This is a genomic window from Brevundimonas sp. UBA7838 (assembly GCF_002500885.1).
Classification (GTDB): domain Bacteria; phylum Pseudomonadota; class Alphaproteobacteria; order Caulobacterales; family Caulobacteraceae; genus Brevundimonas; species Brevundimonas vesicularis_C.
In genome coordinates this window covers 1-9,583 of record NZ_DLTK01000129.1, presented here as the reverse complement: position 1 = coordinate 9,583, position 9,583 = coordinate 1, and the positions used below count along the sequence as shown (strand labels likewise).

Annotated in this window: 8 protein-coding genes; 1 reads left to right on the top strand and 7 read right to left on the bottom strand. The window is 67.0% G+C overall.

All coding sequences use genetic code 11. The features are described from left to right. Positions 1 to 33 precede the first annotated feature (33 nt). Together mfd and B3T77_RS13730 are read right to left on the bottom strand one after the other, a co-directional pair. Positions 34 to 3,486, bottom strand: coding sequence for a transcription-repair coupling factor (gene mfd / locus B3T77_RS13735; RefSeq protein ID WP_292080295.1), 3,453 nt, complete (start codon positions 3,484 to 3,486; stop codon positions 34 to 36). After that, complete coding sequence (locus B3T77_RS13730; protein WP_055805011.1) at positions 3,486 to 3,827, bottom strand: succinate dehydrogenase assembly factor 2; 342 nt, start codon at positions 3,825 to 3,827, stop codon at positions 3,486 to 3,488. The genes mfd and B3T77_RS13730 overlap by 1 nt, the downstream gene beginning before the upstream one ends. 144 nt (positions 3,828 to 3,971) lie before the next feature. Between B3T77_RS13730 and recG the strand changes: the two genes are divergently transcribed. Then, positions 3,972 to 6,059, top strand: a complete 2,088-nt coding sequence (gene recG, locus B3T77_RS13725; protein ID WP_292080291.1) for an ATP-dependent DNA helicase RecG — start codon at positions 3,972 to 3,974, stop codon at positions 6,057 to 6,059. Here recG and B3T77_RS13720 read toward each other — a convergent pair. From B3T77_RS13720 to B3T77_RS13700, 5 genes are all read right to left on the bottom strand, one after another. After that, positions 6,056 to 6,850, bottom strand: coding sequence for an MBL fold metallo-hydrolase (locus B3T77_RS13720; protein ID WP_292080288.1), 795 nt, complete (start codon positions 6,848 to 6,850; stop codon positions 6,056 to 6,058). The two genes, recG and B3T77_RS13720, sit on opposite strands and share 4 nt — an antisense overlap. Then, entirely contained in the window at positions 6,847 to 7,629 is a 783-nt protein-coding gene (locus B3T77_RS13715; RefSeq protein WP_292080286.1) for a TatD family hydrolase, read from the bottom strand. Before B3T77_RS13715 ends, B3T77_RS13720 begins: the two co-directional genes overlap by 4 nt. Then, positions 7,629 to 8,618, bottom strand: coding sequence for a DNA polymerase III subunit delta' (locus B3T77_RS13710; protein WP_292080283.1), 990 nt, complete (start codon positions 8,616 to 8,618; stop codon positions 7,629 to 7,631). The genes B3T77_RS13715 and B3T77_RS13710 overlap by 1 nt, the downstream gene beginning before the upstream one ends. Next, entirely contained in the window at positions 8,615 to 9,247 is a 633-nt protein-coding gene (gene tmk / locus B3T77_RS13705) for a dTMP kinase (RefSeq protein WP_066551396.1), read from the bottom strand. Before tmk ends, B3T77_RS13710 begins: the two co-directional genes overlap by 4 nt. A gap of 49 nt (positions 9,248 to 9,296) precedes the next feature. After that, positions 9,297 to 9,583 (bottom strand): SPOR domain-containing protein (locus tag B3T77_RS13700; protein ID WP_292080278.1); only part of this gene is annotated, 287 nt, incomplete at its 5' end.

Sequence of the window (9,583 nt, the reverse complement as noted above, 5' to 3'; positions counted from 1 at the left end):
CGGCGCCCTGATCCGACAGATGAAGGGGCGCGGTTAGGCCGCGCCTGCCACCCGCGCCAGATCGGCGGTGATCCTATCGGCCACCTTCAGGCGCTCTTCCGCCGTCGGCCAATCGCCTGAAACGACGATCTTCTGATCCGGCCGAATCTTCCAGAAGGCGTGGTTCTTCTGGATCAGCCCGACCAGTCCCGCCGGATTGGGGAAGCTGTTGTCGCGCAACGTCAGGACCGCACCGCGCGGTCCGATGTCGATCTTCTCGATGCAGGCCTTGCGGCAGTTCGACTTGATGCCGACGATCTTCAGCAGTTGCTGCGCCTCATCCGGCAAGGGCCCGAAACGGTCGATAAGTTCGGCGGCCAAGGCTTCACGATCCTCGGCCTGTTCGGCGTCGGAAAGACGGCGATAAAGGCTCAGACGCACGTTCAGGTCGGGCACGTAATCTTCTGGAATCAGGACAGAAGCGCCGACATTGATCGACGGCGACCAACCGCGATCCACCGCCTGTCCCTCGCCCTTCTCACGCAGCTCCGCCACGGCGTCTTCCAGCATCTGCTGGTACAGTTCGACGCCGACCTCGCGGATGTGGCCCGACTGCTCGTCGCCCAGCAGATTGCCGCCGCCGCGCTGGTCCAGATCGTGGCTGGCCAACTGGAAGCCGGCGCCCAGATTGTCGAGCGACTGCAGAACCTGCAGCCGCCGCTCGGCCGACAGGGTCATCGGCTTGACCGCATCGGTCGTCAGATAGGCGAAGGCGCGCGCCTTGGACCGGCCGACCCGCCCCCGGATCTGATAAAGCTGCGCCAGACCGAACATGTCGGCGCGGTGCACGATCAGCGTATTGGCAGTCGGGATATCCAGCCCGCTCTCGACAATCGTAGTCGAGACCAGGACGTCATATTCCCCGTCATAGAAGGCGCTCATCACCTCCTCCAACTGGGTCGCGCTCATCTGGCCGTGGCCGACGACGAACTTCACCTCGGGCACCTGTTCGCGCAGGAATTTCTCGATGGCGGGCAGGTCCTTCAGGCGCGGCGCGACGTAGTAGGCCTGACCCCCGCGATATTTCTCGCGCAGCAGAGCCTCGCGCACCAGCACCGGATCCCACGGCGTGACGTAGGTCCGCACCGCCAGGCGATCGACCGGCGGGGTGGCGATGATCGACATCTCGCGGATGCCCGACAGCGCCATCTGAAGCGTGCGCGGGATTGGCGTGGCGGTCAGAGTCAAGAGATGCAAGTCGGCGCGCAGCGTCTTCAGCTTCTCCTTGTGCTTGACGCCGAAGTGCTGTTCCTCATCGACGATGACCAGGCCCAGGTCGCGGAAGCCGACCTGTTCGCTCAGCACCGCATGGGTGCCGACGACGATCTCGACCGAGCCATCCTTCAGCCCAGCGCGCGTCTCCGTCGCCTCCTTGGACCCCACCATCCGCGACAACTGACGCACCTTGACCGGCCAGCCGGCGAAGCGTTCGGTGAAGGTCTTGTAGTGCTGGCGGGCCAGCAGGGTCGTCGGCGCGACGATCGCCACCTGCTGCCCCGTCATTGCGACGACGAAGGCGGCCCTCAGCGCCACCTCGGTCTTGCCGAAACCGACATCGCCGCAGATCAGGCGATCCATCGGCGTGCCCTTGCCCAGATCTTCCAGCACATCGCCGATGGCGTTCAGCTGATCGTCGGTCTCCTCATAGGGGAAGCGCGCGCAAAACTCGGCGAACAGGCCCGGCGGCGGCGTGACCGCATCGGTTTCGCGCAGCGCCCGTTTGGCGGCCAGGGCGATCAGCCCCTCGGCCATGGCGCGCAGACGTTCCTTGGCCTTGGCCTTTCTGGCCTGCCAGCCTGCGCCGCCCAGCTTGTCCAGTTGGACGCCCTCGGAGTCCGAGCCGTATCGGGTCAGAAGGTCAATGTTTTCAACCGGCAGATAAAGTTTGCTCTCACCGGCGTAGAACAGTTCCAGACAGTCGTGTGGGGCCTGCTGGATTTCCAGCGTCTTGAGCCCTTCATACCGGCCGATACCGTGATCCAGGTGAACCACCAGATCGCCCGTCGTCAGAGCCGACGCCTCCGCCAGGAAGTTCGAGGCGCGGCGCTTCTTGCGCGGTCGCGCCAGACGATCACCCAGGATGTCGGTCTCCGAAATGACCGCCACGGCGTCGGTGACAAAGCCATGCTCGACCGGCAGGACGCCGCGCAGATAGAGGTCCTTCGGCGCCGCCTGAACGTCGGCCCAGTCGCGCACGGCGACGATGTGATCCAGCCCATGGTCGGCCAGCATGGTCGCCAGCCGCTCCGACGACCCTTCGGTCCAGGAGGCGAACAGCACCCGCTTGCCGTCGGCCTTCAGCGCCGCCGCATGGGCCGCCACCGCCTCGAACAGATTGACGCTGTCCTGCGCCCGCTCGGCGGCAAAGGTTCTGCCCAACCGTCCGCCGGCATCCTCGCCTCCCGTGGAGAAGGGCGTGAAACGACGCACGACGCGACCCGCCAGCGCCTGGTTCCAGTCTCCGGCGTCCAGATAGAGCCGCTTTGGCGGCAAGGCGCGATTGGCGCTGGCCTGTCCTTTGGCCTTGGCCGCCTCGGCGCGCGCATCATAGGCGTCCGCGACCAGATCCCATCGCTCGGCGCGGGCCGTCTCGACCTGGTTGTCGAGGAAGATCGCCGCGTCGTCCGGCAGATAGTCGAACAGGCTGTCCAAGGTCTCATAAAACAGCGGCAGCCACTGTTCCATGCCCTGACGCCGCGCGCCCTCGCTGATCGTCGCATACAGCGGGTCGTCGCCCGGCGCGCCGAACAGGTTCAGATAGCCGGTGCGGAAGCGCGAGATGGCCGCCGCATCCAGCAGCGCCTCCGACACCGGCGCGAGGGAGACGAACGTCATCTGGCCGGTCGACCGCTGCGTTTCGGGATCGAAGGTGCGGATCGATTCCAGCTCGGATCCGAACATGTCCAGCCGGACCGGCTCCTCGAAGCCGGGCGGATAGACATCGACGACCCCGCCGCGCACCGCGAACTCGCCGCGCTCCGACACGGTCGAGGCCCGAACATAGCCGTTGGCGGCGAAATATCGCTCCAGCGCCTGGATATCGAGATCGCGTCCGACCTTGGTTTCGAACCCGGCCTGTGTCGTGACCGACTTGGGCGGCGTGCGCTGCATGGCCGCCGACACCGTCGTCACGACCAGAACCGGCGCATCGCCAGGCTTGCGCATCGCCAGCCGCGTCAGCGTCGCCATCCGCTGCGCGGCGATTCCCGCCGTGGGGCTCAGTCGGTCATAGGGCAGACAGTCCCACGCAGGATAATCCAGGACTTCAATATCTTTCGAGAAGAACTGAAACGCCTGAACGAAGCTGCCCGACCTCTGAAAGTCGCGTGCGACGAACAGGCCGACGCCGCCCCCGGCCTTGATCCGTTCGGCGACGATCAGCGCGTCCAGCCCCTCGGGCGCGCCGCCCAGATCGGCGTCGGTCCGGTGTTCGACCTTGGCGTCCATCAGCCGATTCCCTTGCCGACTTCGGCCGCGACGTGGGCGCGCATGAAGGCGCGCACCTTGGCCATCACCGGCGTCTCGAACTCGGGCGGCGTCGGATCACGCTCGATGATCCAGCCGTAAAGCCACTGATCTTCCTCGTCGATCAGCCGCTCGAATTGGTCCAGTTCCGCATCGGTAAGGGTCGGCGCGACCTGATCGGAAAACGGACCCAGCACCATGTCAGCCTCGCGAAAGCCCCGCCGCCAGGCCCGGAACTGAATGCGTCCCAGCCGCTGCCTGCGCTCAGGCGTCATCTGCTCAGGGGTCATTTCGCTTTCGGGACGCGCGTCGATTTCGGCCACAAGAATCCTTGCCCGGCAAAGTGGGAAGACGCTCAAGCAGCGAGCCACCGCGTGGCGAGCGTTAGCGTCTTCAAATGGAAGAAGCGCAGATAGCGTTCCTGAACGCACTTCGCCACCCGTCATGGTCACGCTATGTTCACGGCGATGCGTCCGCAGATTCTCTTCCCCCTGTTCGCCGAGGTCTCGACCCTCAAGGGCGTGGGCCCTCGCGTCCTGCCTCTGGTGCAAAAGGTGGCGGGCCCGCTGGTCCGCGATCTGCTGTTCCTCAGCCCGTCCGGCGTCATCGTCCGTCGCCCTACAGAGGCCGCTACCGCCATCGATGGCGAGGTGGGCGTCTTCACCGTGACCATCGACCGCCTCTACACGCCCAGCCGTCCTGGCGCGCCGCTAAAGGTCCGGGCCAGCGATCCCACCGGCTTCGTGCATCTGGTCTGGTTCGGCGGTTCGCCCCAGCACATCGACCGGCTGTTGCCGCGCGGCGAGACGCGGTTGGTCGCGGGCAAGGTCGAAAGGTTCAATGGCGAGGTTCAGATCGTCCACCCGGACATCGTGACGCTGGACAAGGCGGCCGACATCCCCGCCTCCGAACCCGTCTATCCGGCGACGCAGGGCCTCACCTCGCGCCAGTTGCGCAAACTGGTCCAGGCCGCCCTGCCCGCCGCGCCCGACCTGCCGGAATGGCAGGACCCCGCCTGGCTGAAGAGGCAGAACTGGCTGGGTTGGCGCGCCGCTCTGGACGCCCTGCATGCCCCCAAAGGCGAGATCGACCTGTCGCCCGATGCCCCGGTCCGCCAGCGCCTGGCCTATGACGAATTCCTCGCCCACCAACTGGCCCTGGCCCGCCGTCGCCGCGCCCGCGAGATCAAGCCGGCCCCTGTCATCGCAGTTGGAGCAGCTTCCGAACATCTGCTCCAGGCCCTGCCCTTCCAGCTCACAAACGCTCAGGCCCAGGCCGTCGCCGAAATCCGTCGTGATCTGGCGTCGGGCCAGCAGATGGGCCGATTGCTGCAAGGCGATGTCGGCTCGGGCAAGACCGCCGTCGCCGCGCTCGCTCTGGCCGACGCCGCTTTGAGCGGCTTCCAGTCCGCGCTCATGGCCCCGACCGAAATCCTGGCGCGCCAGCATTACGAAAAACTCGGCCCCATGCTGGACGCGGCCGGCGTCGCTGCGGTCCTGCTTACCGGCCGGGACACCCCGGCCCAGCGCCGCGAGAAACTGGCTGCCCTGGCCTCGGGTCACGCCCAGGTCGCCATCGGCACCCATGCCCTGTTCCAGGACGCCGTCCGCTTCGACCGCCTTGCCCTGGCGGTCATTGACGAACAGCACCGGTTCGGCGTCAACGAACGCCAGAAACTGCAAGCCAAGGGCGACCCGCGCCTGGGCGCCGTGCACCTGCTGACCATGTCGGCCACCCCCATCCCCCGCACGCTTGAGCTGACGCAGTACGGCGAGTTGGAGGTCAGTCGCCTGATGGAAAAACCGCCCGGCCGCACGCCCGTCACGACCGCCGTCCTGCCTTTGGCCCGCATCGGCGAGGTCGCCGCTCGTCTGAAGACCGCTGTCGAGAGCGGCGCCCAAGCCTATTGGATCTGTCCCCTGGTAGAGGAATCCGAAGCCATCGACCTGGCGGCCGCCGTTGATCGCGCCGACGATCTGCGACGCCTGCTGGGCGTCGAGGTCGGCCTGGCGCACGGCCAGATGCCGGGCGCCGAACGCGAGGCTGTCATGGCCGACTTCGCCGACGGCCGCCTGCCCGTCCTGGTCGCCACCACGGTGGTCGAGGTCGGGGTGGACGTGCCCAACGCCTCCATCATGGTCATCGAACATGCCGACCGCTTCGGTCTGGCCCAGTTGCACCAGTTGCGTGGGCGCGTCGGTCGCGGCGCCAAGGCCAGTTCCTGCATCCTGCTGTATGGAGGTCAGGACGGCGCCCTGGGTGAAACCGCGAAAGAACGCCTCGAAACCCTGCGTCGCACCGAGGACGGCTTCGTCATCGCCGAGGAAGACTTCCGCCTGCGCGGCGGTGGCGATCCCTTGGGCCTGAAACAGAGCGGTTTTCCCGCCTACCGCTTCGCCGACCCGATCCGCCACCGCGGCCTGATGCTGGCAGCCGCCGACGATGCGCGGCTGATTATGAACCGCGATCCTGATCTGACGTCGGAACGCGGCCAGGCGGTGCAGGTGCTGGAAGAGCTATTCGACTGGAACAACCACAAGGCCGGCGCAAGCTAGCCGATCACTCGGCTCCAGCCATCGAATCCGACCTCGACGTTTTCGGGAACAAGCGCCGACAACACCTTGTAATCCATGTCGATGTGCAAATTCGTCAGCACCGCACGCTCCACCTCTGCGGCGGCGATCCACGCCAGGGCCTGGTCCAGATGCGCATGGGTCGGATGCGGCGCATAACGCAGCGCATCGACGATCCAGAGCTTGCACCCGGCCACGGCCGCCAGGGCCGCCTCGTCCAGATCGGACACATCGCTGGAATAGGCGACATCGCCCAATCGATAGCCGACCGAGCGGATCGGCCCGTGCGCCTGGTCAAAAGTCGTCACCGGTATCGCGCCGCCTGCGCCCTCGACGAACCAGGCCGTGCCATGCGGCGGAATGATCCGTCCGTCCAGCAGCGGCGGATAACCGAACTTGCTCTCGAAGATGTAGTCGAACCGATGCGTCAGCGAACCGTGCGTCGCCGCATCCATCCACGCCGGTATCCGCTTCCCGGCCCGAGCGGCGAAGGTGCGCAGGTCGTCGATCCCATGGGTCTGGTCCGCATGATCGTGGGTATAAAGAACCGCATCCACATGTTTCGTGCCGCTGGCCAGCATCTGTTCGCGCAGATCCGGCGAAGTGTCGATCAGGACAGTGGTCACCCCCTCCGGCCCGGTGTTCCTCGCCAGCATCGAACAGCGCGTTCGCCGGTTCTTGGGCTCGGTCGGGTCGCAGGCGCCCCAGTCGCCGTCCCCGCGCGGCACCCCGCCCGACGATCCGCTGCCCAGAATAACGACTTCGAAACTCATGCGGGCCTGGGTATCCGGTCAAAGAGGCCGAAGAAGGCCTCGGTCGTGACGCAGTCCGCCTCCTCGGCGCTCCAGCCGCGAATCTCGGCCAGCTTGTGCAGTACATGACCTATGTAGGCCGGCTCGTTGCGCCGTCCGCGATGCGGAATAGGCGCCAGATAGGGGCAGTCGGTCTCGACGATGATCCGGTCGCCCGGCATATCGCGGATCACCGCGCGCACGTCCTCGGCCGCCTTGAAGGTCGCGATGCCGGAAACCGAAAACCAGGCGCCCATTTCAGCAGCAATTTTCGCCAGTTCTCCGCCACTGGTATAGCAGTGCATCAACATCTTGAACGGCCCCACGGCATACTCCTCGCGCAGGATCGACGCCATCACATCGTCCGCCTCACGCGTATGGATCACCAGCGGCAGACCGGTTTCGCGCGCCGCCGCCACATGCTGCCGGAACACCGCCGCCTGCACCTCGCGCGGGCTGAAGTCGTAATGGAAATCCAGACCGCATTCGCCGATCCCGACCACCTTGGGCCGCTGGGCCAGTTCGATCAGGGTTGCCGCCGTCAGGTCCGCCGCATCCTTGGCCTCGTGCGGATGGACGCCGACCGTGCACCAGATGTCGTCATTGGCCATGGCGATGCCGTGCGTCGCCTCGAAGGTCGTCAGCTTGTCGGAGATCTCCACCATCAGCCCGACGCCCGCCTCTCTCGCGCGCGCGATCACGGCGTCCCGGTCCTCATCGAACTGCGGCGCGTGCAGGTTCACGTGACTGTCGATCAGCATCAGCCCATCCGCTCCTGCTGGGCTTGAACCCGCTTCAGGTCTGCCAGCGCGCCGGCCAGCACATCGGCCTTGTCCAAGTTCAGCCCCGCCGCCCGTTCCGGCAGCGGCTGCAGCCGCTCCCATAGTTCAGCCCATCGATTGCCGGCGCCCGGCGCGCTCTGCAAGGCGCGCATGCGCACCGCCGCGATCAGCCGGTCCATCAGGGTCTCGAACCGCTCCTGCCCCTCGGCGCCGCGGAACCGGTCGGCGATGGCTAGGGCTTCGGCCCGGTCCACATCGCCCTCGACCCAGCGCCGCGCCAACTGATCCATCTCGAACGTCGCGCCTGACGCCAGGGCCAGGGCCGCGCCGGGCGATCCGCCCGCCATGATCGCCGCGTGTTCGGCGTCCTCACGCTCCGCGCCCGTCCGGTTGCGCACCAGCGTTTCCAGCCGTTCCGGCGTCCAGATCGGAAAGCTCAGCCGCCGGCACCGCGACCGGATCGTCGCGAGCAACCGTCCCGGCGCATGGGTCACCAGAAACAGCACGCCGCGCTCGGGCGGCTCCTCAAGAACCTTCAGCAAGGCATTGGCGGCATTCAGGTTCAGGTCGTCGGCCGCGTCGATGATCGCCACCCGGAACTGGGCTTGCGACGGGCTCTTTGAAAAGAACTCCGGCAGTTCGCGCGACTGATCGACCGAGATCGACTTTTTGGTCTTACCCCCCTCGACCAGCCGTTCCAGCACCAGCAGGTCCGGATGCGACTGGGCCGAGATCAGCCGGCTGACCGGATCATCGCGTCGGGCGCCCAGCGGCCCGGACGCCGGATCGGCCGCCGCGCCCAACAACCGCCGCGCCGCGCGATAGGCGAAGGTCGCCTTGCCCGTCCCCTCGACCCCGCACAACAGCCAGGCGTGGTGCAGCCGCCCCCGTTCCCAGGCGTCCAGAAACGCCGTCTCCGCCGCCGTATCTGGGATCAGGTCGAAGCGGTCACGCGGGTGATCGCTCACAGCAGCCGGTCCTGAACAACCTGCCAGACTCGCGCCTCGACCTCGTCCAGCGATCCGACGGCATCGATCAGCACGCAACGCTGCGGATTCGCCTCGACGATGCGCAGAAAGCCCTCGCGCAGGCGCTGATGGAATTCCAGCCCCTTGGATTCGAACCGCGTTTCAAACAGGCCGCGCCCGAACGCTCGCTCCAGCCCGACCTCGACTGGCAGGTCGAACACCAGGGTCAGGTCCGGCTGGTCGTCCCCGACCACGCCCGCATCGATCTGTTCGATGAAGCTTTGCGCCACGCCGCCGCCTGCGCCTTGATAGGCGCGGCTGGAATCGGCGAACCGATCGCACACCACCCAGTCGCCGGCCGCCAGCGCCGGGCGGATGGTCCGCTCGAGATGGTCCGAGCGCGAGGCGTACATCAACAAGGTCTCGGTCATGGCCGACCACGGCTCCGCGTCCGTGGCCACCACCAGATTGCGGATCACCTCCGCGCCCCTGGAGCCGCCCGGTTCACGCGTGCGCACCACCTTGCGCTCGCCCAGCACCGCCTGCAGCCGCGCGACCAGCCGCCCGACCTGGGTCGATTTGCCGGCGCCCTCGCCGCCTTCGAAGCTTATGAATTGTCCACGGGTCACGCGCCTTCATGGCGCGCCGACGCCGCCCGGCGCAAGCCCGCCCGCGCGATCAGCTGCCGGATATCAACAGGGCGCCCGCATAACCTCGCGCCACGACCGACTGACGCGCCGCCTCGGCCGCATTGGCGCTGTCCCAAGGGCCCACCACCACATTGAACCGCCCCGCGCCCCGATCGGCCCGCACCCAGCCGCTCAGGCTGTCGGCGATTCGTCCGGCCTCGACCTGGTCCGAGAAACTGCCCGCCTGGACCCAGAAGGTCGTCACCTCCGCGACCACGACCGCCGCGGGGGCGATAACCGGCGCGCTGACGGGCGGGCTGGCCGGGACCGCGCCTC